This window comes from Rhodanobacter spathiphylli B39, from assembly GCF_000264295.1.
In the GTDB taxonomy this organism is placed as follows: Bacteria; Pseudomonadota; Gammaproteobacteria; order Xanthomonadales; family Rhodanobacteraceae; genus Rhodanobacter; species Rhodanobacter spathiphylli.
This window is the reverse complement of record NZ_AJXT01000024.1, coordinates 56,726-81,657: the sequence shown is the minus strand read 5'-3', so window position 1 is coordinate 81,657 and position 24,932 is coordinate 56,726. Positions and strand designations below refer to the sequence as shown.

Here is a 24,932-nt window from a genome sequence, read left to right as displayed (position 1 = left end):
CGAAGTTCACCGTGCCGCTGGCGTCGGCGATGTTGCCGAACGATGTCCAGTTCACACCGTTGCTGCTGCCTTTGTCCGCGACGGCATTGTCCAGCAGGTAGGTCTGGCCCGAACCCGTGATCGTGGCCCCAGAGCCGTTGCCGGTTATCGTGGTCAGACCGAAAGCAGTGTAATCCAGGCCCGAGTCGCTCGAGGTCTTCGTACCGACGTCGAAAGCCCCGGTCACGTCGGTGACGTCGCCACCGGTGCCCGACACCGCGCCGAACCCGGTATAGGTTATGCCGCTTGCCGACGATGCCCCGGCGTGATCGTCGAAGCTGCCGGCGACGTTCGCAATGGTACCGGTACCCGCCACGTTGGTGGCATTGGCGAAGGTCATGCCCAGGCTGGTTCCGGCGTTGTCGTCGAACCCCGAAGCTCCCGTAACCGTCGTGGTGTCGGCGCTTGTGAAACCGTTGAAGGTGACGCCGCCGGTGCTGCCCGCCGTGTTGCCGGTCAGGTTGAACGCGGCACTGCCCAGGCCGGTGATCGAACCGGTGCCGGTGATGCTTCCCGTCCCTGTTGGCGCAGCGCCGGAAAATGCAGCGTTGCCCAAGCCTGCAAGCGTGCCGTCGACCGTGATGGTGGTTGCCGCGGTCGCCGACAAATCGCCATTGATCGTGCCGGTGCCCAGGTCCAGCGCACCGCTGTTGCTGACGACGGTCAGTGCGCCCGTGTTCAAGGTACCCAGAACCAGATCGCCGCTGTTCGTGACCTGGGTGGCTCCACCGGTGAGACTCACCGCACCGGTGAATGCATTGAGGTTGTTCAGCGTGATCGTCCCGCTGCCGGCGTTGAAGGCCGAGGTGCCGGCTACGCTGAAGATGCCCGACGTCTGCGAGATGTTGCCTGTGGTGGTGGTCACCGACAAGGAACCGTTGACGGTGACATCGCCCGCACTGAACGTGCCGCTGTTCGTGGTCAGACCGGTCAGCGCCACCCCGCCGCCCACCGCATCGCCGAAGGTTGCCGCGCCACTCGTGCTCTGCACTCCCAGTGTGTGCGCACCGTCGACCGTCGACGCGAAGTCGATCGAGCCGCCCGTGCTCATCAGTAGCGTATTGGCACCCAGTGTCACCGCGCCGCTGTACGTCTGATCGCCACTCGTGCTCACACCCGTGGCGTTGAGCGCCGTCGTACCGCTGACCGAAAGCGTAGTCAGGCCGGAAAACGCGCTGCCAAGCACGGCATTGCCCGTAACGGTCAGGCCGTTGCCCGATCCGGTTACACCGCCGAGCAGTTTTACCGTCGTACCCGCAAGGGTGTCACTGTTGCCCAGGGTCACGCTGTCGTTGTAGGTCTGCGCGGCGGTGGTGTGAACGTCGCCACCCAGCATCGTAGTGCCCGCCGCGTCCGTGGTCAGACTTGTCAGGGCGTTCGCCGCACCGACCGCCCCACCAAACGTCGTCTGGCCGCCCGTATTCACCGAGAGGGTGTGCCCACCGTCCACCGTCGAGATGAAATTGATGGTGCCGCTGCCGCTGCTGGCAAGCGTCACGTTGGCGCCAAGGACCACCGGGCCGTTGTAGGTCTGGTTGCCACCCGTGGTGATGTTCTTGCCGATCTTGATGGCGCCGCCCGCCACGGCCGCATCTGCTCCGTTGGCGGTTGCCGAATTCAGCACCAGTGCGGATGTCCCGGTGCCGGTGAGCACGGCATTGATGTTGACATCCTTGGCGGCGGTGAGAGTAAGCGTGTTTGCGCCCCAGCTCACCGTATCATTCACGTTGATGTTGCCGCTGCCGCCGCCGCTGCCACTGCTGGACAGGATCGTGACGTTGCCGCTGCCCAGATTGGTGCCTAGCGTGGCACCCGTGATGTCGCCGCCGCTGGCGGCAATCTTGAAGTCCTTCGGGTCGATCAGCCAGTCGCCATTCGTACCGTTGGCGGCCAACGTGTTGACGCGGGCGCTGTCGGCGATGCTGACGTGCGCAGCCGAGGTTTCGATGGCGCCACCGTTGCCGCCCAGGGTGCCACCGCGAGCGCTCAGGCTGCCTGCGATGGTGCTGGACTGGTCGCCCCATACGACCACGGAGCCGCCGTTGCCGGATTGCGTGGCGTCGGCATTCAATGTGGCGCTGGCGCCGAGCGTGCTGTTGGCAGCCCTGAGCAATCCTTCACCACCTTGCTGACCTCCGCCGATGCGGATGCTGCCGCCGCCCAAGGTACCGGAGGCATCAACGCTGCCGCTGACGTTGACATCCTGATCGGACAGCAACTGGGCGCTGCCGCCGTGCACGCCGGACACCGTGATGTTGCCGCTGTTCTCGACGTTGCCGCCGTTGCCGACCAGACGCACCACCCCGCCATCGGTGCTGATGCCGCTGGCATCGATCACGCCGGCGTTGTTGACCAGGTTGGTGAACAGGTCTTTGGTGGCCGAAGCCTGCAGCACCACGGTGCCGTCTTCGGCGCGCAAGGTACCCTTGTTGGTGACCGCGGCTTCCTTCGCGTCCAGGCGTTCCTTCAGTTCACCGGTGATCTGGATGTTGATCAGGCCATTGCCATCGAAGTCCAGCGTGGCATGGTCCGCACCGTCGAGGTTGATCTTGCCGTAGTTGGCGAAGATCACGCCGTCGTTGAGGACGCTGCCGCCCACCAGACTGACGGAACCGCCGCTCGCGGCCTGGATCAGGCCGTGGTTGACGATGCCAGCCCCCGCACCCGCCACGTTGAGGTTATAGCGCCCCGCGAGAAAGTCGTTCGGGGTGAGGTCCAGCGTACTGGCGAGCAGGCCGCCGACATTCATCTGCGCGGTGGCGCCGAAGATGATGCCGTGCGTGTTGATCAGGAAGATCTGGCCGTTTGAATTGATCTTGCCGAAGATCTGGCTGGGATTCTGGTCGAGGATGCGATTCAGGGCCACCGCCGACCGACCGGGCTGATTGAACAGCACCGTTTCGTTGGCTGCCAGATTGAAGGTCTCCCAGTTCAGCGCCAGCTTCTGCGACACCTGGTTGATGACGGTGCTGTTGCCACTTTGGGCGATGGAACCCGAGCCACCCACCACCACGCCACCGGTCGGTCCTCCGGCGAGTGCCTCGCCACTGAACACGATCGACCCCAGGGCCAGGCCCACGCAGAGACTGATGGGCCAGGTCCGCCTCAAGGGCAGTGCCGTTCCGGAAGTCCGATCTGCATGGACGCGCGCCGTCGTGCGCATCGTGCGCTGCTTTGTGCTCTTGCTCATGGTCGTCATCCGTCAGAACGTGAAGCTGAACCGGGAGTAGATGTGGTAGCCCTTGTGGTCAGACGCATCCTGCGAACCCAGGGGCACGGCACCGTTGAGGTGAAACTCGAAATTGTGGAATCGTGGCAGGCGGAAAATCAGACCTGCGCCCACGCCACTCAAGGTGGCCGTGTCGGGCGTGATCTCGCGGTTGGCACCCGCGGAAAAACCCTTGGCGTAGTCGACGAACACCTGGAACTCCAGCAGTTCGCGCCATGGCCTTCCGTAGAAAGGCGACACCTTGTCGCCGAAACCCGGGGCGTCGACGTGATACTCCAGCGAGGTGTAGTAGCCACGGTCGCGCAAGGCATCGGCAATCGGGTAGGCGCGGGTGCTGTCGGGGCCGCCCAAGGCGAACTGCTCAAGCGGGATCAGGGCATCGTTGGTGTACTGGCCCACCAGTTTCAGATAGAGCCGCTGCGACTTGGTGAGGAACTGCATGCGCGTGTACGACAGCTTCGTCACCAGGAAGCTGCGCGAGTGCTGCGGACTGACCAGGTCGGGAACGAGCGAATCGTCACTGATGGACTTGCGCACGCCGACCTGAAGGATGTCGACACCGTTGAAGCGACGGTCGGTGTGCAGCAAGCCGTAGGTCAGTTCCCCCACGGTGAATTTCTCGTCCGACAGGTGGAATCCCAGACTGTCCAGCTTGGACTCTTCCCGGATCACATGCAGCGTGCTCAGTGCCTGCATGTCGTCGCGATTGATGAACTTCCAGTCCATGCCGCCGTAATAGAGCGAACTGGGACCCTTCACGTCCAGCGCCGCAAACGTGCCGGTGTTGATCTGCAGCTCGTTGCGGGAGGCGCCGACCACGGCTGACAAACCGGGCACCCAGGGCGCCGGCGCGCGATACGTGGTCGCGCCGTAGATGTTGTCGCTGGGATCCAGCGCATAGTCCACGTTGAGGTTGAATACGTCGCCGATGCCCAGCGGATTGGCCCATTCGATGCCGGCCTGTGCGCGGTAGCGGCCGGTGAGCTCGGTGCCGTAATTGTTGGCACCCAGCATGAACTTGACCGGACGCTTCGCTTCGGTGGCGATCATTACCAGATCGGTATCGCCCGTGTTCTCGCCGGGCTGGAACGTCGATGCCACGGTGACACCGGGGAGGTCGCGCGCGTAGAGCAAGGCGGTATCCACATCGCTCTTCTGCAACGGCTTGCCGCGGAGTTCCTGCGCCGAAGCAGAGATCACGCTGGGCCGGTAGCGCTTGGTGCCCTTGACGATGATCTTGCCGATCTTTCCTTCCAGCACCTGGATCTGCACGATCTTGTCCGGCCCCACCGTCTGCGCCGGCAGGAACGCGTTGGAGACGATGAAGCCGGCGCTGCGATAACGCTCGACGATCTTGTTGGCGACCGCCTGCATGTCGTCGAAGCTGAGCTCCACCGGAGTGCCGGCCTTGGCCGCCAGTTCCTGGTACTGCGCATCGGCCAGAGCCTGGATGCTGGCCGGCGTCACTCCGACATCGGAATGGTCGGCCACGCCCGTCACGTGGAAACCCTGCACGGCAATCTTCTGATCGGCGGCGGCATCACGATCACGGACTGGCGGCACCACGTTGTCCGCCTGGACCTGCGCCGGCGGAGTCTGTGGAGAGCTGCCGGCAGGCGCCGCCGTGCCGGAAGCCTGGTCAGCTGATCCGCCGCCAGCATCCTGTGCCTGAACGTTTCCGCCCGTAAGTGCAAACGCCAACGCTGCCGCGAAGCAAACAATGCGCACGATACATTCCCCTTGGCCGCATCTAATCGATCCATTGACGGTGTGCCCCGATGATCGGTGCCCACCAGCTGCGAACTTCCCAAGCCCCCGGCATTCAGGCAATTGCTGCCTGCTGGCTCGTCTTACCTCTATCAGGATACACCTTTGCCCTTCCAAAGGAAGAGCCGTTCGGCATCGAAAAAGATGCCCACGAGCATGCCCGGCAAGTTCTGACAGGGCATGTCGGAAAAGGACTGCTTTACAGATACGCGACAGTCAAGAATCACTGGAAAAGCAGGGTTTTCAGTATTCCCGCGCGGTGTTGCCGGCGGGCAAATTCCGCTGGATTTCACGAGCAGCGAGGGCCGCCCGGGCTCGCTTCGACTTGAACGAAGAATATGCCGCACGGTTGCCTGTCACGGATGGAGTCGCAACCTGAAACGACTGCCATGGCAGGCAATCAATGACGCAGAACCAGCCAGCCAGCCACGACCACGAGAATGGCAGCGGCAGTCAGGATCAGCAGTACCTTCCTGGAAAACGTCGGCCGCATCGAAACCAGCGAGGCAAGTGCCCGTCCGGCGTCAGCAGCAGAATCATTGGCGCTCGCCGCAGCCGGATCGCCGCTACGCGGTGCCCTGACGCTTCCCGGCGGCACCAGCGCCTTGCGCGCGGTGACCACGCCACCACCGTCCGACAAGGGTTGCAGTACGCGACGACGGCGGTTGCGATATTCCGCGCGGGAAATCCGGCCCAGCCGGTGGGCATCATCCAGTGCACGCAAATCGCGGTTGATGGCAGCTTCGCGTTCGGTCATTTCAGCTCCCTCAGTATCCGGAAACCCACGTCCCGTTGCGGCGATCCGCCATCAGCACGGCTGGAATCGACGCTGCAATCCGACCAGTAGCTGCTGTAACTGCCGCCACGTACCATCACGCTGCCGCCGCTCACCACCCACTCCCACACGTTGCCGGTCGAATTGACCAGGCCCCAGGGATTGCGTGAACGACCACGCGGGGAAACCGCAGCGCCACCGCCATCGCCGCCGCCGGCCGAGGGAAGGATGCAGTTGCTGTCCTCGGCCTGCTTCCAGCCACCGCCGCCTTTCGCCGCGTGCAGCCATTCCGCGTCGGTCGGCAGCCGATAGGTGAATCCGCCGCTGAGGTCACTGAGCCAGCGCGCATAGGCACGCGCCTGATCCAGGCTGATGTTGCTTATCGGCGCGTTGCCAAGATCCTTGTCGGCCACCGACACCGCGGCGCACTTGCCGCTGGAGCGGCAGAACTGGTTGAACTCGTTGATCGAGATTTCCGCACGCGAGATGGCGTACGCCTTGCCACCGTTTACGCCGGGCACAACCACCAGCAATGGCCCGCGCCCGCCATTGATGGCATCCGAACAGAACTTGCCCTTGCCCGCCAATCCCGGCTTCGCGCAGGGATCGGGACCACCCGCCGCAGCCACGCCTCCGCTGGGCGCGGGTTGCACGACCGGGGTGGTGCCGGTCTTTCCGGTCGTCACGGGCGGCCGCCCCGGCGTCGGCACCGGCGCCTCGGTCACCGGCGTCGATACCGGGGCAGTGACCTGCGGGGCGGGCGCCGCCACAGCAGCGCGCTTCAGCTTGTCGAGCTGCTCGGCGAGCGACCGGGCCGTCAGCTGGCCCCGCGCCTTCATGCTCGTTTCCAGCTTGCCCAGTTCGGTGGCGTCGTTCCTGCGCACGCTGTCCAGTTGCTTCTGCAACTGCGCGTACTCCGCACTGCCCAGTGGCTGCTTCGAGGCGGCCATGATGGCGGCGACCACATCGTAGCGGGCCTTTGCCGCGCGCAAGCCGGCGTTGTTGCCGAGGGTCCCCAGGCCCTGCCCGAGCACGTCGGACGCGCGCTGGTAACGCCCCTTCTGGAATGCATCTTCGGCCTGGCCCAGATAGGCATCGGCCAGCAGCTTCGGTCCCTCGGTCTTGAGGAAGGGATTGTCCGGCTGCAGGGTCCTGATCCGTGCCAGCGACTGGCTTGCCTTGCTGACGTCGCCGGCGGCCACCGCGCTCTTCATCGATTCGATACGCGACTTCACTTCGGCATCGGCGCCTTCCTGCGCGGCCTTCGCCTGCAACTGCTGCTGCAGCGCATCCAGTGCCGCGCCCTGCGCGATCAGCTCGGCCGATTTCGGCACGTACTTGAGGCCGAAGTCGACCGCAATCCTTGCCTGGGGCAGATGCTGGGGATCAGCCAGGCGCGCGGCTTCGGCCGCGATGGCCGCACCCAGCGCGTTGACCGCGCGTTCGGTTTCGGGAGACTTGTCGGCGCCGAGCGTGGCCATTGCGGTGGCCACGTCACGCTGCCAGTCAGGTGTCAGCGTCGGCTTGGCACCCAGGCTGGCCAGCGTGGTGCGCGCGTCGGCAAGTGCCTGAGCCTGCTGCTGCAAGGTCTTCTGCTGCGCCGCCGAACGGGAAGCGGCCACGTCGGCCAGCACCCTGGCGAAGCCGGCTTCCGCGGGATCGATCTGCTGGCCGGCCTGGCCGACCCGCTCGGCCGCATCCAGGTTGCCACCGGCGATCTGGTCGCGCGCCAGCTTGATCAGGCCGGCATCGGCCTGCGCCTTCACTGCCGCGTAGTCCGGAGAATCCGCGCCGATCTGGGTGCGCGCGGTATTCAGGGCGCTCCTGACGTCCTGCAGCCAGACCACCGTGGCCTGGGGATTGGCGAGCAGGTCGGTTACCCGGCTCTTCGCCAACGCGGTGCGTTGCGCTTCGCTGGCAGCCTTCTGCGCCAGCTGGTTCTGCTGTTCCAGCAGGGCCTGTCGCGTCGCCGTGAGGCTGGCGTCGCCCGGGAACAGGTCGATGCCGAAGCCGGCAATGCTGATGGCGCCCGGCAGGTCGCCGGCACCCTGCCGTTCTTTCGCCTGGGCGGCCAGGACGTCTTTCAGGCGGGCCGTCTGCGCCGCCAGTCGCGGATCGTCTCCCAGCAGGCTGGCCGCATCGTGATAGGCCGTGGCTGCCTTGGCGCGCCAGTCATCGGCGCTGACTGGCTGGTCCAGCAAGGCGGTCAGCGTCTGCAGGCCCTGCTCCCGCTGCTGTTGCAGCGCCTGCGCCTTCTGCTCCTGCAGTCGTTGGGCCGCCAGCGCCTTGCCGATTTCGTCGAGCTGCGCGCTGCGCTGCTTCAGTCTCGCCGAATCGGGGAACAGGCTGCTCGCCAGCTTGAGTTCGACGGTTGCCTCGTCGACACGCCCTGCGTCGATCGACTTGCCGATGGCGGTGTCGTACTTCAGCTCCAGCTCGGCATTTTTCAACAGGGCACTGTTCGGATCGATCGCGCGGATGCGAGTCAGCGTGGTGACGACGTTGTCCGGCTGGTTCTCGAAGATCGCGTCGGCGCCGATCTGGTCGGTCAGTTTGGTGTCGAGCGAGTTGAGCAGGTCGTTGCGCTGCTTCTCCACCTCGGTGCGCTTGATGTCCAGCGCTGGCGAGTAGAGCTTGAGGTCGTCGCGCAGCTTGAACACCTTCTGGGTGCCGGCATAGTCGTAACGATCCCTGGCGGGATTCCAGTAGGCGTCGATGCGGCCGAGCAGGTAGCTCTGGATCAATTCGCCCTGATCGATGATCGTACGCTTGCGATCGTCGTCGTTCAGGGTGTCGAGGGCCTGCAGGGCCTGACCCTCATCCGCGTAGTGGTCGGCGCGCGTCATGGTGAAGCGGGCGATCACTTCGGCCAGATGATGATTGCGCTGGTAGGTCGTCCATGCCCAGGCGCCGCCGGCAATGACCAGAATGGCCGGCACGCCGTACAGCAGATACGGCAGTGCGCGTTCACGCGCGCCCACGTCGCGCAGGCCTTCGATCAGCTCGTTGGCGCTCTTCAGGCGCTGCGCCTTGGTGAAGGCGACGCTGGCACAGAGCGTCTTGTACTGGTGCTTGGTCAGCCCCTTCACCGGTGGCGGCTTGCGGCCTTCCTTCATCGCCACTTCGGCGCTGGCCTTGTCGTACGGATGCTTGCCGGTGAGCAGTTCGAACGTCACGCAACCCAGTGCGTAGACATCATCGCTGGGAACCGGGTCCTCACCCCGGATCATCTCCAGGCTGGCGTAGGCCGGGGTGAGCGCGCCCAGCGTACCGGCGTCGAATACGGTCTGTTCGCCGACGGCATCGCCCATGTGCTTGCCGGCGCGGGCAATGCCGAAGTCGAATACCTTCGGCACGCCTTCGCGTGTGACCATGACGTTGGCCGGCTTGAAGTCCGAATGGACCACGCCGGCCGAGTGGGCGCGCGTGAGCGCCCGCGCCATGCCTTCGATCAGCGGCCGGGCTTGCGCCAGCGGCATGCCGTTGTAGGCCTTCTCGCGAATCAGCTGCTTGAGATCGGAGCCGTCGACGTACTCCATCGTCATGAAGACGATGGTGCGATCCTTGTCGAAATCGTAGACGCGCACGATGTTGTCGTGCGCCAGCTGTTGCGAGCGGCGCGACTCGCGCTGCAACGAGATCAGCGAGTCGGGATGGCGGCGAAATTCGTCGTTCAGGATCTTGACGGCGACGTAGGGGTCGCGGTCACGGGCTTCCACCTTGCGCTCGTCGCGGGCCTTGAACACCACGCCCATGCCGCCGCGGCCGATCTCCTTCTCGAGGTAGAAACGTCCCTTGAGCAGCGAGCCGACGGTGACGAAGTCAGACGCATCGCCTTCGGCGATATGGTTCCAGCTGGAACTGCTCATGCTGGAACTCGTGCCGGTCATCCCCTGACGGGTGCCCTGCGTGCCGGTCGCCCCGACGGTCTGACCTTCAGTCGGTTCGCGTGGCGCAGCCGAGGCCGGTTTCACCATGGTGGCTTCATCGTCCGCCGCCGGTGGCCGGACCGGACGCGAGGCCGGCTTGACCACGGTGACATCATCCGGCGGCGGAGCTGGCGGACGGGAAGCGGGTTGCACCCGGGTCGCGTCGTCACTGCCGACTCCGCTCGGCGGAGCGGCCGGAGCGCTCGGCGCGGGGCGCTGCGTGGCGGGCTTTACCTGGGTAACGTCATCGTCATGCGACGCGCCTGCCGGGGGAGCCTGCACGGATGCCAGCTTGGCCAACAGGGCCTTGGCCACCATCGGATCGAGCGCACCGGCGTCACGCTGCTGTTCGAGCCATTCCTGTTCGGCATGGTGTTGCGCCTCGGACACGGCCCCGCGCGCACCGAGTGCGTCGAACAGGGCGGCAAGCTTGAGCTTGTCGGCCTGGTAAGCGGAGACCAGTTCGGCTATGGAATTCATGAGTGGGGGTTTTTCTTCATTCTTGGATGCGAACGACGACGGCCGAGATGTTGTCCCTTCCGGCGCGACTCATCGCCAGGTCGAACAGGCTGGCGACGAGATCCTGCGGTTGCGGGTGGCGACGGCATTCGTCGTCAAGTTCGGCATCGGACATTTCCTTGTTGATGCCGTCAGAGCAAAGCACGAAGCCCATGCCGGGCCGATTGCCCGCCACGACCCAGTCGACGAACAGGCGTTCCTCCGCGCCCACCGCGCGCGTGAGCACGCCGGAGCCTGCCTGCGCCGGCGTCGCAGGAGCGCCAAAATGGGTGACATCATCGTCGCCGCCATGCACGTGATCGCGGGTGATCTGACGCAGCTGGCCGTCCTCGAAACAGTAGACGCGGCTGTCCCCCACCCATCCGCACAGCATGTAGTCGCCGTCATGCACCAGCACCACGACGGTGGAGCCGATCAGGTCGACCCCTCGCGCGGCGGCGGTCTGCAACAGTTCGGCATTGACCTGGGAGAGCGTGTCCTCGATCGCTTCGATGAAATCCAGGGCGCTGCCGGAACGGGGCAAGGCGCCGAGGCGTTCGACGATCATCGAGCTGGCGTAGTCGCCTGCCGAATGGCCGCCCAGTCCGTCGGCGACAACCCACAGGCCGACTTCGTCGCGCACGAGAATGGAGTCTTCGTTGTGCTTGCGCACCTTTCCGGTCACCGTGCGTCCGGCCGAAACATAGCGGGTCATCATGCACCAACCTCGATGATCGTCAGCGGCCACCTTGCCGCATCCACGCCCAGTCCCGCGGCATTCGCCAGCCGCGGGCGTGCTTCGTCGACAGGCAGCGCGAGATGGCTGGCCACGACGTCCGGTGACAGGTTCAACAGGGGCTCGCCCGCCATCAGCAACAGGCGATCACCCGCAACGAGCTCGCAGCGGACTTCTCCGCAAAGGGGCTGCTCGGACGCGCCCAGCCCGGGAACGCCGGGTACCACGCTGCTGAACAGCAGATCGTCGAACTCGCCGTCGTCCGCGCCACCGGGCAGGGGGTCGTCGGCCTGCGCGAACAGCGGCTGCACGCGTCCATGGCGCCAGTGCCAGGCGCCTGCGGCGCCAATTCGCAGCAAGCCGGCCTGCCCCGCCACCACGTGAGCGGCAATCACCGCGCAGTCCTCCAGTACCGGATCGATCAGGTCCTCGCTGGCCCGGCGCAACGGCGGGTTGAGCATCAGCAACTGTCTGCGCAGCGAATGCATGCCGCCGATCAGGTCGCTGCACGACATCGTGCGGATGATCCCGGACACTTCGCCGACGGCACGCTGGCGAGAATCGGCCGTGCCGACCTCGGCCGACAGCACAGTCAGTCCGCAGTCCGTTCGTTCCACCACGGTGACGGCCGCGACAACCTCACCTTCCCCGGCTGAGGTTACCTGGGCCGCCACCGGGGCAACGGACGGGAGCGGCGGCACCGAGGTCGCCGCTTCGGACGTCCCGACGAGGTCGGCCAGCAGATCCGGATCATCGGGCAGCCATGCGCTGGAAGGTGTCGGCGGTGGTGACGGCATGGCCGACACCGGGATGGCCGACTCCGGAATGGCCGGCGCCGCCGCCATCAGGTCGTCGAGCAGGCTGTCCGCGCGTCCCGACACCGCTGCCACGCGCGGCACCGATCGTTCGAAAGTCATCGGCGATTGCCACGCCGCGGCGCCATGTTGTGCGTCCAGGAAGGTCACGTAGGCGGATGCCGCCGGCAATCCGCGGGTGGCCAGCACACACGCCGGAACACGTTCGCTGCCTGCCGTCCACCACAGGCACCAGGGACCCGGGACGGCGGCCAGACGCTCCCACACTTCTCCCAGGAACGGCTCCGGCGAGGAGGCCCCGCCGAGGGGCAGGCGCCAGTGTGCCGCGCGATTCCAGTCGACGTCGCGCAGCGACGTGGGGGCCGGCGACGACGCCCGCGCCAGCGGATCACCCAGGGCTGCCACCTGCTCGTCGAACGCCTCCACGCTGATGCGGGCGTCGCACTGCGCCATCGCATGCACCTGCTCGGCCGCGTCTGACCAGGCTTTCGCCTCGGTCAGCGCGCGGGTGCCTGAGGCGATGTCCACGCCGAGCGGAGCGGCGATGACCATCGGGAAGCAGCGCCCCACCCGATCCACGCCCGGCCCCATGATCCCGAACCAGGCGGAATCACCGCACACCCCCGGGGCGAAGAGAAAGCGCCACACCGGACTGGCGTGGTAGGCGTCGTGCCAGCCGCTGCCCAGTTCGGCACGGCTGGCCGCCACCGCCTCCTCGAAGTGCCTGTCCCAGACATCGACGAAAGCCGATGGCAGCCGGCGCTGCACGAAGTCTCCCGCGCAAGGCAGCTTTCCGAAAAAGCCCGCGGCGGAAGTCGGCATGCCTCTAGCCTCCGCACCGGAAACTGGACAGCGCGTTGCTCAGGAAGGGGTTCTTCAGGTTGTTGGCCTGGACCGTCACCTTGGCGACATGGCCACCGAAGTTGAAGCTGGCCACGAAACGCAGATCGGACTGCTTCTGCAGATTCGCTGCCTGCAGCGCCCGGAAGAACGCCCAGTCGCCGCGATAGTCGAAGGTGGTCAGCAGGGTTCCAGCCGTGTCGTAGGCCGAGATCGAGACATGGCCCGGCGTCGGTCCCGGCCATTTCATGGTGGCCGTGGTCGAGCCACCGGACTGGTATTCGTACTTCTGCCCATCGACCTCGATCACCAGCTTGCCGATGCCGGGGTCGAGCACGGGCGCAAGCAGGGTGAAGTCGACCTCGGGCATGTTGCCGCTGCGGAAGAACATCTGCTTGATGCGGTCGGCACCCTGCAGTTGCGCCAGCATGCCGGCCGAGCCACTGACCGCGCCAGGGCCGCTCTTCCACTGCCAGTTGCGGCCACTGGCATCGATCAGCTTGCCCGCGGTCTGGTTGTAGAAGCCGTCGAAGCGCCCGCCATAGCCGAACATCTCGCCGAAATTCTGCAGCGGGATATCGTTGTTGCTGGACGGCGAGAACGGATAGCGCCCACGGGTGTAGTCGGCGCAGTCCTTGGCCACCATCTGCTGGTACTGATCGTCGAGCGCGCCCTTGGTGCCGCTGGCCACCAGCGCCTGGCTCTTGCCGGTCAGCGCCGCAAACCAGCCCGAAGCGGGCGCCGGCAGCTGGCCGGCCGCCTGCTGCGCCATCAGCAGTTGCGGATTGGGCTGGCCAGCGGCCGAGCTGAAATCGCCCATGGTCAGCAAGGTCTTGCTGAGATCGTCCAGCACCTTGAGCGTCTGATCGATCGGCGCGGCACCCGGGCCACCTTCGCTCAACTTGTTGATCTGCTCGAAGTGGTCGCTGATCACCTGTCCCGGCTTGGCGGCTGCCGCATCGTCACCCGGCGCGGCAGTCCCGGCGCCGGCCTGGGCGAGCGCGCGCGCCAGGGCGGACTGGGTCGCCTTCTTCTGGGCCAGCTTCTTGGCCACGTCCTCGGCCTTGTCCTTCGCATCGGCGGGCGGTGCGCGCATCAGGTCGTGGGTGTTGTCGCTCACCACCTTCAGCAGCAGCTTCATCGGCGAGTTGGGGCCGGCCAGCTTGGCCGCGATCGTGCTGGCATCCTGGATGTTGCCGATCGGCTGCAGCTCCAGATCCGCCAGGATGTCGTCCCAGGCCTTGATGTAGTCCTGCTCGTAAAGTGCCAGCACCTGCTGGGCGAGCCGGGCCTTCTGCAACGAATCGATCTTGGTGGCGCCGAATACCCAGTCGTCGGCGGCGAACTGCGTGACTGCCTGATCGATGCCCTTGTCGACTTCATCCTTGAACACCGGTTGCGTGAACAGTGCAGGCAACGGTTCCGAAAGCGGCGCACCGCTCTTGCGCCGGTAGACGTTGCCGAGCAGGCCCAGCTCCTTGTCCAGTCGCAGCGGCGGATACGCACCGCTGTCCGCGTTCAGCTTGATGTTGCCGTAGATCAGCGTGGCCAGGTCTGCGGTGCGCAGCGTGTTGCGCGCCTGTTCCACCAGGCTGGAATCCAGGTTCAGCGCGCGCAGCCGCCCCTCGTGTCCGACCAGCGCGTCGAAATGTCTGGTCAGCGCCTTCTGCAGCACCGGGTCGGACGGGAACAGTCGCCGCCATTCGATAGCCGCCAGCGCCACGATCTGGTCGTGATCCAGATGCTCGGGCTGGCCCAGCATCAGGTAGCCCTTGAGGTAGTAATAGAGCATCTGCGGGTCGCCCGCATTCGCGGCCAGGCCGGCCCGGAACTGCGAAGCCACGCCAGGCAGCAACAGCGCGTTCAGCTCGCGATAGTACGCGTCACGCACTTCGTCGCCGACCGCATTGCCCTGGTACAGGCCGAAACGCATCGACAGCGGCACGTCGCCCTTGTGCTGCTCGGCGACATCCACCGCGCTGGACAGCGACTCCAGCCGCTCCAGCACCATCGCGAAATAGGCCTGCTGGTTCGGCGCCAGCGAAGCGTCGCTCTGCGCCGGATACTTCTGCAGCGCCGCCTGCACCTGGCCCAGGTAGGCGCCGTTGCGCCGGTAGCTGCTGGCCAGGCCGAGGATCAGCAGGCCGCAGGCCAGCAGCACGCCGATGTACGCGGCCGCCTGCAGCAGGGTCTTCTGGCGCTCCAGCTTCGGATTGGTGCCGGCAAAGCCGGATTCCTTGAACAGCACGTCCCGAAGCAGGCGTTCGACGAAGAAGGTGCGGCTCTGGGCGCCAGGCACGTGCAGGCGCGAGGCGTCCAGCCCGAAGGTGCGTGCCACCGCGCCCATCATGCGGTCGATCGGCGTGCCTTCCTGCGTGCCCGAAGTGAAGTAGGCACCACGCAGCAGCAACGGCGCATCGTACTGATGACCGGTGAACACGCCTTCGACGAACTGCCGCGTGATGTCGCGCAAGGCGCCGAGCTGCTGCGGGAACGACAGGATGGCCGCGCGCCGGGTGCGATCGCGCTCGCCGTGCAGTCGATCGAGGATGCGCGTGTTGAGCCGGTCCAGCAGCAGGTTGAATTCTTCGAGGAACTGCTTCGCCGCGCTGCCGTCCATGGTCTTGTCGACCGCGAACGACATGCCCCAGACCTGGCTGCGCAACTCGGGATTGAGGTCGTCGAAGAACTCGGTGAAGCCGGCGACCAGGTCGCACTTGGTGAACACCAGATAGGCCGGCACGCCGATGCGCAGGTGCTTGGCCAGTTCGTCCAGGCGCTGGCGAACCGCCTGGATGTGCTGCTGGCGGCCATTCGCATCCAGGGTCAGCAGATCGGACAGGCTCATCGCCACGATCACGCCGTTGATCGGGCGGCGCTTGCGGTACTTGCGCAACAGGTTCAGGAACTCGGTCCAGGCCGATGCATCGGCGCCGCGGTCGGAGTCCTGGGTGGTGTAGCGGCCGGCAGTGTCGAGGAATACCGCCTCGTCGGTGAACCACCAGTCGCAATTGCGCGTGCCGCCAACGCCGCGGATCGCTTCCTTGCCGAACTTGTTCGACAGCGGGAAGTTGAGGCCCGAGTTCTGCAGCAGCGTGCTCTTGCCGGACCCCGGCGGCCCGATCACCACATACCAGGGCAGCGCGTAGAGATTGGTTCCACCGCTGCGATTCTTGCGCAGGGTTTCCACCGCCTCCTGGAAGCGGTTCTGCAACTGCGCCCGCTCGTTGGCGGAGCGGTCGTCACGCTCGCCGCCGGCCTGGGCGGTGCCCTGATCGCTCAGGTCGCTGGCCATCTGCCTGGCCTTGCCGCGCACGCGCATCTGTTGCAGCTGCAACCAGACCGCCCAGATCACCACGATCACGATGATCACCAGCAAGCGGACCACCGGGCTGGCCAGCGGCTGCGACTCGCCGAAGCCGAGGTAGGGACCGCCGAACCAGATCAGCAACGACAGCAGCAGCAAGCCGACGAGGGTGATGAACAGGCGGGATTTGAACAGCGCAAGAAGCTTGCCCACGATGTTCAGTCCTCCGGGCTGTAGAGAATTTCGACGCGCCGATTGCGCGCGCGATTGGCCGGCAGGTCGGGCGGCAATGCGATCGGTTGCGAGGAACCCGCGCCGCTGGATTCCAGCCGCCCGCTGTTGTCGATGCCCTGGCCGAGTATCTGCAGTACCGACTTTGCGCGCTCGGCGGACAACGCGTAGTTGTCCTTGAACCGCAGCGAGTGCACCGGCTGGTCATCCGTGTGGCCCACCACGACGACCCGCCCCGGAACCTGGTTCAGCGCGGCGGTGATGGCGTGCAGCATCGGAATCTGCTGGTCGGCCACCTCGGTGCCGCCCGATGCAAACATCGCGGCGGCATTGAGGCGAACCAGCGCCGAGCCGTCCGGCTTCTCGTCCACCGTCAGGGCGCCAGCCTGTTCCTCCGGCGCCAGCAGCTGTTTCAGGCTCTTGCGTTCGACCTTGGGCTGGGCCTGGCGACGCTGCGCGTCGTCCGGTGGCACGGCGGTTTTCAGGCCGATCTGCGCCACCTGTGCGCTGACCGGCGACGACAGTTCGTTCAACCGCGTGAAGAAGTACAGGAAGGCGCCCAGCAGCAGGCAGGCGCCAGCGGCCAGGATCACCCACAGCGGAACGTGGCGCACCAGCGGATTGCGCCGGTCCTCGATGCCCTTCCAGTGCGGGGCCAGCTCCTCTGCCGCGGGCGGGCGCTGCGCCTTGATCCGGCGGTACAGCTCTTCCTGGATGTCGGCCAGCTTGGCGCGGCCATCGGCTTCGATCTGGTAGCGCCCGCCGAAGCCGAGCGCCAGGCAGATGTACATCAGTTCGATCAGGTCGATGTGCTTGGAGAAATCGGCACACAGCCGGTCGAGGATGATGAAGAATTTCTCGCCGCCGTAGGATTCGCCATGGAAGACCACCAGCAGCGTCTTCGCCGCCCAACCGCTCTGCTGCCCCCACGGCGTGTTCATCACCGACTCGTCCAGCGTCGAGCACAGCACGTAGCGCGCCGCGGTGATGGTCTGGGCGGCGATGCCGGCCGCCTGCGCGGTGCTTTCGAACTGACGGACCTGGGCGATCACCTGCTCGCGCAGATGGGCCGCATCGGGTTGCGACACGCTGTTGCGCAACTGCACGGCCAGCAGCAGCAGCGGACTGGCGGCCTGCACCAGGGCGTTGAGACCCCCGCCCAGAAAGTCGCTGATCGCGGCCGGAGGAGCCATCTCGGCGCGCGACACCGGGCCGCGCGGAGTGGCCGCGGGTGCGACGGGTGCTGCAGCAGCCGGTGGCGGGACGGGCATGGGCGCCGGCGGCGCTCCGCGCGGACGGACCACCGTCGCATCGCGCATGGGATCGTCGTCATGGGGACCGTTGCTGTTCATGCGCTCAACCTCTGATCGCCCACAGTTGCAAGTCGAGGCCGGCGAACTCGCCACCGAAGTGGAAGGCGATGCCGCCCGACGTCTTCAAGGCCCGCCACATCGGCGAATTCTTGTCGAACTCGAAATACAGATAGCCGGAGTTGTAGGGAATCTGGCGCGGCGCGACCGGCATCGGCGCCACCGGGATGCCGGGCAGCTGCAGATTCACCAGGTCGCGGATCTTTTCCACCGGACCGATCTTCGACTGCGCGGGCAACTGCCGACGCAGGTCTTCGGACTTCATGTCCGCCTTCGCCGCCAGCACGAACGCGGCGCTGTCGACCAGGCTGAGATCGGGCACCACGGCCACCCACACGCCGAACTTGCGCTGCTGCAGCGGAATCGGAATCGCCGTCTGCTCCATCACCGCGCTCAGGCTGCTGCGCAGAGCCAGAATCAGTGGCTCGAAACTCTCGTACAGCGCCTCGTGCCGGTACGGCGGAAACGCCGGCGGCCGCTTGCCCGGCGCGGTGAACGTGCACAACTCGCCGGCCATCTCGGTCAACACCCGGTAGAAGTCTTCAGGATGCAGGATCGGGGCGGCTGCGAGGTGGGCGATCAGCGGCTGGTAGCGGTTGACCACCTGCAGCAACAGGAAGTCGGCGATCTCGGCGGCACCGCCGCGGTCGGTCACCGCGACACGGCTGGCCAGCGCCTCGCCGCGCTGGTGCAGCAGGCCGAGCAGTTCGGTGAGGAAGGTGGTGAGCTTCGGTGCGGCATGGCAGCTCAGTGCCGTCGGCATGAAGGCTTCTTCGAGGATCACCCGCCGGTCGGAACGACACTCCACGATCCGCGCCACGGGAATCTGGGCCAGCCCCTCCAGCGGTTGCGATTGCGGCAACAGTCGGCTGTTGAGACCGCCCACCTCCAGCGCCGTCAGCCCGTCGACGCTGCCCGAGGCATCGCGCACCTCGGTTTCGCGCACGCGGAAGCGAAACAGCTTTTCGGCAGGTGCCTCGGGGCGCCCGCTGTCCGGTTGTGCGGGCGAGCGCAACGGCAGGGTCAGGAATACCGTCTGGTCGCGCCAGTTGCCATCCACTTCCAGCGCCAGCGGCAGCGGATCGTCCGCCGGCATGCAGAATGGCGTGCCGTCTGGGAACACGCCGCGGGCGCGCTTGATCCCGAGCTTGCCGATCGCCAGCAGATCGGTCTCGAGTTCCAGCTCCGAAAAGCCCCAGGTGTAAGGGCGCAGACTGCCGGCGCGCAGTTCCACGAAGCGCTCGAGATAGCGTTCCTGCTGCTGCAGATGCTGGGGTCGAAGGAAGAGTCCCTCGCTCCAGACGACCTTGTTCATATCCGTCATGCGTCGCACCTGCCCCTGTGAGTCCCCGACGGCATTGCCGGGTGTGTCGGTGCCGGCCATCAGCGCCGACACGTCCCCTGAATCCGTCCTTCGATCTGCGACCTGCAATGCCCCCCGGCGCCGCTAGTGATGTGCCTTTTGCATTCTCCGCGCCGACTTCAGGCGTGACAACTGTTCTTCATAGGCCCGCGCAAACTCGTCGCCGAACAGGCGCCGGAAACATTCATCGGGATCACGCGAAAGGCCTTCGAAATGCTCGCGGTACTTTTCCCAGTACTTGCCCTTGCCGGCGAACGCCGACCGCTTCGCGCCATCGGTTTCCTGTTCGAAGCGGTCCGGGCTGAAATGCACCAGCAGGGATTCGAACGCGGCACGGACACCGGCGAGCATGGCCATCTGGTGGCAGCGGATGTCGTCGAAGGCGTCTTCGAAAGCCGCCGTCCCGGACATGAAGGCGCCGTTCGAGGGCGCCATGATCTTGGCCAGCGCATCCTCCGGATTGGGCGCGAACTTCAGCGGGTTGTTCTCGGAGCGCTGGATGATCGTGACCGGCAGGCGGAACGTGTTCTTGATCTCCGCCCGCGCGCGGAGCACGTCCATCACGCCATCGACGACGACCCGGAAGATCTGGTCGACGTCCGTGGGCAAGGCCGTGGTAGCCGCCGGAGGCGGCACGTACGCTGCCGCCGGAGCTGCCATATAGGGTGCCACTGGCGGCGCATGGACCGGCGGCGCGACCACCGGAGGCGGCGCCACGGCCACGGGCGGCAGCATGACCGGTGCCGGGGCCGGACTTGGCGGCGACGAAAAGTCGCCCATGGTCAGGTCCCAGTTTTCCGGCAAGGCGTTCGCGGTGGACTGCCGCTGTTCGGTGGTCATCGGCGGATGGAAGAAGTCTTCCGTGCTGGACGAGTGGTTCCAGCTCGAACTGGCATTGCCGGTAGTGGCGCCTGAAAGAAGACCGGAGGTGCTCTCCGAGGAACCCAGAAAACTCAACGGATCAAGTTCGCCGCCCGACGCGGGTGACACTGCGCCGGGAATCAGGTCTGCATCGAGCGGAATGCCGCCGCCCATCGCCGGCGGATACGCAGGCGCCTGGGGGGCGATGTCGAGCAAGCCGAAATCCAGCGGGTCGAGCGCCCCCGCCGGGATGGACCCGGCCGGGACGGATGGCGCCGAAGGCGGCGGGGACAGATCGGGCAACGCGGTGGAGCTGCCTGCATCCTGCAGGCGCACTTCGACCTCGAAGGTATCGATCAGCAGGCGGTCGCCGTTCTTCAACGCCGAGGGATCGCCCTTGATCAGCGGCGCATCATTGAGCAGCATGCCGTTGGTGCTGCGGTCCTCGATGAAATACATGCCGTTGAGGAAACGGATCATCGCGTGAACGCGCGACACGCCCGATGCACTGAGCACCCAATCGCAATCCTCGGAACGTCCGATGCTTCCACCCGCCCCCTCGAACGCCTTGCTGCTTCGGCTGCCGAACTGGGCAGCCTGACGGCCAGCGACTGCAAGGATCAGGCTCTGCGACATCGGCACGCGTATTTCCCCAGCAACTGTCAGATCGGCACGGCGGTGACGAACGCATCATCACGGCTCATGCAGTGAACCAGGTTTCGAACCCACGTGAAGACCAGCGACTGATCGCGGCAAGGCCGTGAACCGGTTTCACGACCAGATTTGGCACTGGGACTTCCACATCCATGACCGAGCATCCTGCCCCTCCACCTTTCCATTCCCGCCCCGAGCCGAGCACCGCCGTAGTGCCCGAAGCGGCGAACCACGTACCGGGAAAACCGGCGCGCGATCCACCACGACAGCCATCAACTCACGAAAAATCTGCCGTCCACAATCGTATCGCCCCACGCCACGCCGGGCAAGGTCATGTCGGTTCGACACCCGGTCCTTGGCCTGCCCCGCGGCGCCTCAGGCGGTGCCGGCAACCCCGTTCAACAGGTTCATCGCCGGCTCGATGAAGGCAGCCCGGCGACTTTCGAATTTCTCGGTCACCAGGGCAGCCAGCATGTTGATCGCCGCCACGACGGCACAGGCCGTGAGATGGTCGGCCGGGGGCACCGGGGTTTCCTGCGACGCCGGCGCCAGACTGCCGCCCGACCAGCCCGCCGCCGCAGCCACCCAGGCGCCAGCCGACTTGTAACCACCCGCGTTGGCGAACTCGAAGGCGGCGCGCCGATTGCTTTCGTTCGGCTCACGCACCCACTTCTCGGCCAGCGAGGCACCGGCCTTGTCTTCCGGGTCCAGCACCTGGTCGCGTGCACATTGGCACAGCCAGGCCACGGCGTAGCGCTTGGGCAGCATCCGGGCCAGCAATTTCAACGCATCCTGCACCTGCCCGGCCGCCACCAGCGCCTGCACGGCGGCCTGTGCGGTCATGTCGGGGGTGAGCAACGCACTGGCCGGCTCGGACAATTCCATCTGGACGGATGCTTGCATGACTGATGACATCGACGTGCTCTCCAACCTAGCCAATCATGATGATGCCGCCGGACATCTGCGCCATCGCGTCGGCCTTGAGCATCAGCATCGGGCCCTTGACCGTCGTCATGGCGCCGCCGGCCACTTCGACCTGCGCGTCGGAATGGGCCTTCAGCGACACGCCTGCACCGAGGTCCATGTTGACGCCAGCCTTGGCAGCGATCTTCATGCTGCCGTCTAGCGTGATGTTGACACCCTTGATCGTGATCGAGCCGTCGCTCTTCATGACGATGCTCGAAGCACCCGTGACCAGCTCGATCTCCGTGCCCGCATCAAGCTTGAACTTCTGGCCGATCGTGGTGGTGCCGTTCTGCTTGACGTCCAGCTTGTCGTCCTTGCCCACCGTCGCCGTGCGATTGCCGGTGATGTCCTCGGTCTGGTCGTTCTTGATGGTGATCTTCTCGTCGTGGTCGATCTGCACGAAATGATCGTTCTCCACTTCCTCGCGCATGTCCTTCTGCGCGTGCAGGAACAGCTCCTCGCTGCCCTTCTTGTCCTCGAAGCGGATTTCGTTGAAGTCGTCCGCGCCACCGCCTTCATGGCTGCGGCTCTTCACGCCGCTCTGGGTCTTGTTGTCGGGCAGCGCGTAAGGCGGCAGGTTGTCGGCGTTGTAGACGCTGCCGATCACCAGCGGGCGATCCGGGTCGCCTTCGAGGAAGCTGACCACCACTTCCTGCCCGACCCGGGGAATGTGCACGGCGCCCCAGTTCTTGCCGGCCCACGACGACGCCACCCTGACCGGGCAGGAAATGTGGGCGTTCTTCTTGTCCGACTTGTTCCAGTGGAACGTCACCTGGATGCGGCCGTACTTGTCCACCGAGATGTCTTCGGCCTTGTCGCTTCCCGACACCACGGCAGTCTGCAGGCCGACGACCATCGGCTTGATCGCCGTCTGCATGGTGCGGAACGGCTGGCGGCTGCTGATCACCGAGAAATTGCAGAAGAACAACTCGCCATCCGAGCCGCCGGACGTGCGCGCGGCGTTCTCGATGTGCACGGTCGACCCGGTGACCAGGTATTCCTGGTTCAGTTCGGCACGGGGGAACTTGGTCAGCTTGAACAGTGCGCCAGTCAGAAGTCCCGGCGCGTTGGTCGAGCCCGAGCACAGCGACTGGGCCACGTTGATCGCTTCGAGACGCACCTGGGCGTAGTGCTTGCCCGCGTCGCTGGTCTCGTGATCGCCGGGGAAGTCGAACGACTCCAGTCCGTTGACGGAGTGGTTGTCGTCGGCGTTGCTGATCGTCTCCTCCCCGAACAACGAAGTCTTCGGCTTCATCGGGTCGTAATCGGTCAGTGAGTACTTGGTCGTCTGCACCGATCGCGCCGATGAAAAGTCGGTGATCGAGACCTCCAGCGCCGCGCGGCTTGCCCCGGCCTGCGGCCGATACGGAAGCTGTGCGTAACCGCTGGTGGTGGCATGTGCACCCAGGGAGTCGGCGAGCACCATGGTGTGCACGCCATCGGTGTGCTGAAAGAAGTAGTAGATGCCCTCCTGTTCCATCAGCCGGCTGATGAAGTTGAAGTAGTCCTCGCGGTACTGCACGCAATAGTCGCGCGGCGGATAGTTGCCGCTGAGGCTCAGCTTGACGTCGCCATAGCCGAACTCGGCCAGCACCGCCTTGACGATGTCGGGCACCGATTGCTTGAGGTAGATGCGGCAATCGACCTTGTGCATCAGCAGCCAGGCCTTCGGCACCAGCGTCACCGCATACTCGGCAAAACGCTCTTCCTTGAAGCTTTCGAACCCGGTCTGCGAGATTTCCGAGACCATGCCGCTGAAATAGCGCTTGTAACCCTCAGATTCGAAGGTGACCGTCATCGAGCTGCCGAGCAGAGGCAGCAGCTTGACTTCGCTGTCCGTGCTGATCAGCTTCAACTGGTAGGAAAACAGCCTCCCCAGCTGCTCGCCGCCAGACAGGCTGGCAGGCAGCAGCTTGTCACCGAGGTCTGACTTCAGTGTCATCCGATTCGTCATTTCCCATCTCCCCCAGCGAGCCCGCGATTGCGTTCTTGCGAATCCCCAATGTTTATCATATTCCCGTCCAGCCCGGGAGAGGCGAATATCCCGTCAGCGCCCGTCCTGCGGCGCACAGTCTGGCAGGCCCTTTGCTTTCAGTTGCCTCGACGAGCCAGTACCACCCAGCCGGACACGGGCCGGCCAAGCTCCTTGCGCAGCGGGTGCGCCGCCATCCGCACTTCGCCGAAGCCCGCTGCCTTCAACGCCTGCAGCACGTGACTCCGGCTGTGCTGATAGCGGCCACTGGGATGCAGCTCGACGCGATCGTCGTCGCCCTCCAGCACTTCGAGCGTGAAGGCCAGTATCCCGCCGGGCCGCAGCGATCCATGGGCGGCCTGCACGACTTCATGCAGGTCCCCGAAATAGATCAGGGTGTCCGCCGACAGCACGAGATCCCAGCACCCGTTGCCGCCACGCAGGAACTGGCCCAGTTCGGCGACTTCCAGTGCGTCATAGCCGCCGCGGCTGCGTGCCTTGTCGATCATCTTGCCGGACAGGTCAACACCATGCAGCCGCCGCGCGTAGGGCCCGATCAGGGGCGCGCACAACCCGGTACCACAACCCGCATCCAGCACATCCAGGCGAGCGGCAGGCTGACCCAGCATGCCGCCCAGGTGGTCGACCAGTACGTCCGGCGCACGGTAATCGAGGCTGTTCAGCAGCTGCTCGTCGAAACTGTCCGCAAACCCGTCGAAGATCTCCCGTACGTAGGCGTCATCCGCCCGCGCCGGCATCGTGCCGCCACCACAGGATGCCAGCATGTGGCGCGGCACCGGATGGTTCGGTTCGCGCGACAACCAGTCGCGGTAGACATCGAGTGCCTCTTCGCGCCGGCCCAGCACGTAAAGCGCCACGCCCAGCTCCTGCAAGGCACGTGTATCGGTCTGGTCACAACGCCAGGCCTCCCTAAAACAGTCCACGGCGTCGGCGAGATCCTCGAGTACGTCCAGATGGCTGCTCTTGAACATGCCCATCAACATGTGGGCGCGGCCCAGACGGGGCGCCCGTTGCAGCAGCTCTTCGTAGAACCGGCAAGCCTCCGTGGGCCGCTGCTGGGCCTCCAGCACGATGGCCAGATTGCCCAGCGCATCGAGATGGTGAGGCACGCAAGCCAGCGCCCGGCGATAACAGGCTTCCGCTTCGGCGAGATGTCCTGATTCCTTCTGTATGTTGCCGAGGTTGTTGTGGGCTTCCGCGTGACCGGGCACCGCACGCAAGGCCATCCTGATCAATCGGGCCCCTTCATCGCTGTCGCCGCGCTGGTGACGCAGGACTCCAAGGAAATGCAGCGCATCGGGTTGGCCCGCCTTCATCTGCAGGGCCCGCCGATAGCCGGCTTCGGCTTCGTCGAGACGGCCTTCCTGATGCGCCTCGATGGCCCGCTGCATCGTACTCATCACGCGATGCGCCAGATCCTGGGCGTGACGACCGTTTCCGACCCGGTCAGCGGATGACCGGCTCACCCGCCGAGCTCCGGCATCCCGGACAAATGCCTGGCACCGGGCCCGCGGGATGGCAATCCGCCATCTGGCGCCCGCCAACGACCAGGGCCGATG

The 24,932-nt window shown here is 65.6% G+C and carries 13 protein-coding genes; all 13 read right to left on the bottom strand.

Features of this window, described 5'->3' with window-relative positions; genetic code table 11:
* On the bottom strand, positions 1-3,229 hold a 3,229-nt coding region (locus tag UU7_RS09940; protein ID WP_162098647.1), incomplete at its 3' end, for a beta strand repeat-containing protein.
* A gap of 12 nt (positions 3,230-3,241) precedes the next feature.
* Positions 3,242-4,831, bottom strand: a complete 1,590-nt coding sequence (locus UU7_RS09935) for a ShlB/FhaC/HecB family hemolysin secretion/activation protein (RefSeq protein ID WP_007807865.1) — start codon at positions 4,829-4,831, stop codon at positions 3,242-3,244.
* A gap of 604 nt (positions 4,832-5,435) precedes the next feature.
* Positions 5,436-5,792 (bottom strand): hypothetical protein, encoded by a 357-nt coding sequence (locus UU7_RS09930; protein ID WP_007807864.1) that lies wholly within the window; start codon positions 5,790-5,792, stop codon positions 5,436-5,438.
* Positions 5,789-10,219: a bifunctional serine/threonine-protein kinase/formylglycine-generating enzyme family protein gene (locus UU7_RS09925; protein ID WP_007807863.1), complete on the bottom strand. Its 4,431-nt coding sequence runs from the start codon at positions 10,217-10,219 to the stop codon at positions 5,789-5,791. Before UU7_RS09925 ends, UU7_RS09930 begins: the two co-directional genes overlap by 4 nt.
* A 16-nt stretch (positions 10,220-10,235) precedes the next feature.
* Positions 10,236-10,955 (bottom strand): PP2C family protein-serine/threonine phosphatase, encoded by a 720-nt coding sequence (locus tag UU7_RS09920; RefSeq protein ID WP_040673223.1) that lies wholly within the window; start codon positions 10,953-10,955, stop codon positions 10,236-10,238.
* Positions 10,952-12,610, bottom strand: coding sequence for a type VI secretion system-associated protein TagF (gene tagF, locus UU7_RS17425; RefSeq protein ID WP_007807861.1), 1,659 nt, complete (start codon positions 12,608-12,610; stop codon positions 10,952-10,954). Before tagF ends, UU7_RS09920 begins: the two co-directional genes overlap by 4 nt.
* 4 nt (positions 12,611-12,614) lie before the next feature.
* Positions 12,615-16,148 (bottom strand): type VI secretion system membrane subunit TssM, encoded by a 3,534-nt coding sequence (gene tssM / locus UU7_RS09910; RefSeq protein WP_007807859.1) that lies wholly within the window; start codon positions 16,146-16,148, stop codon positions 12,615-12,617.
* A gap of 5 nt (positions 16,149-16,153) precedes the next feature.
* Complete coding sequence (gene icmH / locus UU7_RS09905; RefSeq protein ID WP_425480511.1) at positions 16,154-17,437, bottom strand: type IVB secretion system protein IcmH/DotU; 1,284 nt, start codon at positions 17,435-17,437, stop codon at positions 16,154-16,156.
* An 85-nt stretch (positions 17,438-17,522) separates the two neighbouring features.
* Positions 17,523-18,860 carry a type VI secretion system baseplate subunit TssK gene (gene tssK / locus UU7_RS09900; RefSeq protein WP_007807855.1) on the bottom strand — a complete coding sequence of 446 codons (1,338 nt, stop codon included), beginning with the start codon at positions 18,858-18,860 and terminating at the stop codon, positions 17,523-17,525.
* A 123-nt stretch (positions 18,861-18,983) separates the two neighbouring features.
* The gene (tagH, locus tag UU7_RS09895) at positions 18,984-20,396 is read right to left on the bottom strand and encodes a type VI secretion system-associated FHA domain protein TagH (RefSeq protein ID WP_007807853.1); all 1,413 of its coding nucleotides are present in this window, start codon (positions 20,394-20,396) and stop codon (positions 18,984-18,986) included.
* A gap of 393 nt (positions 20,397-20,789) precedes the next feature.
* On the bottom strand, positions 20,790-21,329 hold the full coding sequence (locus UU7_RS09890; RefSeq protein WP_040673235.1) for a DUF6931 family protein: 540 nt from the start codon (positions 21,327-21,329) through the stop codon (positions 20,790-20,792).
* A 16-nt stretch (positions 21,330-21,345) separates the two neighbouring features.
* A complete protein-coding gene (locus tag UU7_RS09885) occupies positions 21,346-23,334 on the bottom strand; it encodes a type VI secretion system Vgr family protein (protein ID WP_007807849.1) in 1,989 nt (662 codons plus the stop codon).
* Positions 23,335-23,471: 137 nt separating this feature from the next.
* Entirely contained in the window at positions 23,472-24,773 is a 1,302-nt protein-coding gene (locus UU7_RS09880; RefSeq protein ID WP_007807848.1) for a tetratricopeptide repeat protein, read from the bottom strand.
* Between the last annotated feature and the right edge of the window lie 159 nt (positions 24,774-24,932).

Coding starts and splice junctions, on each gene's coding strand:
- tagH (WP_007807853.1), bottom strand. CDS start 20,396: ATGTCGCAGAGCCTGATCCTTGCAGTCGCTGGCCGTCAGGCTGCCCAG.
- UU7_RS09920 (WP_040673223.1), bottom strand. CDS start 10,955: ATGATGACCCGCTATGTTTCGGCCGGACGCACGGTGACCGGAAAGGTG.
- tssK (WP_007807855.1), bottom strand. CDS start 18,860: ATGACGGATATGAACAAGGTCGTCTGGAGCGAGGGACTCTTCCTTCGA.
- UU7_RS09890 (WP_040673235.1), bottom strand. CDS start 21,329: ATGTCATCAGTCATGCAAGCATCCGTCCAGATGGAATTGTCCGAGCCG.
- UU7_RS09925 (WP_007807863.1), bottom strand. CDS start 10,219: ATGAATTCCATAGCCGAACTGGTCTCCGCTTACCAGGCCGACAAGCTC.
- icmH (WP_425480511.1), bottom strand. CDS start 17,437: ATGCCCGTCCCGCCACCGGCTGCTGCAGCACCCGTCGCACCCGCGGCC.
- tagF (WP_007807861.1), bottom strand. CDS start 12,610: ATGCCGACTTCCGCCGCGGGCTTTTTCGGAAAGCTGCCTTGCGCGGGA.
- UU7_RS09930 (WP_007807864.1), bottom strand. CDS start 5,792: ATGACCGAACGCGAAGCTGCCATCAACCGCGATTTGCGTGCACTGGAT.
- UU7_RS09885 (WP_007807849.1), bottom strand. CDS start 23,334: ATGACGAATCGGATGACACTGAAGTCAGACCTCGGTGACAAGCTGCTG.
- UU7_RS09880 (WP_007807848.1), bottom strand. CDS start 24,773: ATGAGTACGATGCAGCGGGCCATCGAGGCGCATCAGGAAGGCCGTCTC.